Raw genomic sequence first — 1,708 nt, forward strand, 5'->3', positions numbered from 1 at the left:
ACGGCGTCTGGGTCGCCACGGCAACCTCGCGATCCGCCACCTCGGCATCCCGACGGTGACCGTTCCGCTCGGGCTGATGGACGACATCCGGATGCCGGTGGGACTCACGATCGCCGGGCGCTCCGGCGACGATGCCGCCCTGCTGCGGCTCGGGTGCGCGATCGAGACACTGACCGACGAGCGGCCGGTGCCGCCGCGGACTCCCGCCCTCCCGGTATCCACCCCCGCCCCTTCTTCCTCCGAGGATCATTCATGACCGATGCCGCCCGTATGCACGACGTCACCGCCGAGACCCGGCAACCTACCGCGACACGTGGACAGTGCATCCCCGGTGAGGTCGCGCCCCACTAGCATGACCACACCAACCGCGGCGCTGCGAGGGCGCCGTTCGTTCTCGCGGGGAGACGCCATGAGCCTGATGCGCACGAAGTCGATCGAACGGTCCATCGCCGACACCGAAGCGCCGGAGTTCCGGCTCCGCAAGTCGCTGTCAGCCCTCGATCTCACGGTCTTCGGCGTCGGTGTCGTGATCGGCGCCGGCATCTTCACGCTCACCGGTCGCGCCGCCCATGAGGTCGCCGGCCCCGCCGTCGTCGTCAGCTTCGTCATCGCGGCGATCGCGTGCGCCTTGGCGGCGATGTGCTACGCCGAGTTCGCCTCCACGGTGCCCGTCTCGGGATCCGCGTACACGTTCTCCTACGCGTCGCTCGGCGAGCTGTTCGCCTGGATCATCGGGTGGGATCTCATCCTCGAGATGTTCCTCGGTGCGAGCGTCGTGGCTCAGGGCTGGAGCGCTTACCTCGGCGTTCTCCTCGGGCAGCTCGGCATCCCGCTGCCCGCCGCGATCGGCTACGGGGGTGCGGTCGATGTGATGGCGATCGTCCTCGTCGTCGTGCTCGGTGCCCTCATGACACTCGGCATCCGCGAATCGATGCGCGTGAACCTCGTGCTGGTCGGGGTGAAGCTCTTCATCGTGTTGTTCGTGATCGTCGCGGGGATCATGTTCGTCAACCCCGCGAACTACTCGCCGTTCATCCCGGATGCCGCGCCGCGCGAGGCCGCGACGGGCCTCATGCAGCCGCTGCTGCAGTTCATCTCCGGCTCGGCGCCCATGGCGTTCGGCGTCGGCGGCATCTTCGCCGGAGCCGCGCTCGTGTTCTTCGCGTACATCGGGTTCGATGTGGTCGCCACCACGGCGGAGGAGACCAAGAACCCGCAGCGGGACCTTCCCATCGGCATCATCGCGTCTCTTGCGATCTGCACGCTGCTGTACTGCGCGGTGGCGCTCGTCGTGACGGGCATGGTGCGCTTCGACGAGCTCGACCCGGCCGCGGCGCTCGCGAACGCCTTCGCTTTCCATGGGCAGACCTGGATGGCGACGGTGATCTCGGCCGGAGCCGTCGCCGGTCTGACGACCGTCGTGCTCACGTTGCTCATCGGTGCGACCCGCATCATCTTCGCAATGTCGCGCGACGGCCTGCTCCCCCAGCAGCTCGCGAAGGTGCACCCGACGCGGCGCACACCATGGGTCATCTCGATCATCGTCACCGTGGTCGTCGCACTCGTGGCCGGGCTCACCCCCGTCGGAGTCCTCGAGGAGATGGTCAACATCGGAACGCTGTCGGCGTTCGTGCTCGTCTCGGTCGGAGTGGTCGTGCTGCGCCGCACCGGCCGGATCTGAAGCGAGGCTTCCGCGTGCCCTGGAGCC

The 1,708-nt window shown here is 68.2% G+C and carries 2 pseudogenes; both read left to right on the forward strand.

From position 1 onward, the window contains the following. Nucleotides 1-256, forward strand: a pseudogene (locus I5I_RS08320) (amidase); the annotation flags it as partial. Nucleotides 257-409: 153 nt separating this feature from the next. Next, nucleotides 410-1,708, forward strand: a pseudogene (locus I5I_RS08325) (amino acid permease); the annotation flags it as partial.

Origin of the sequence: Microbacterium sp. B24 (genome assembly GCF_000333415.1) — a bacterium.
Taxonomy (GTDB): domain Bacteria; phylum Actinomycetota; class Actinomycetes; order Actinomycetales; family Microbacteriaceae; genus Microbacterium.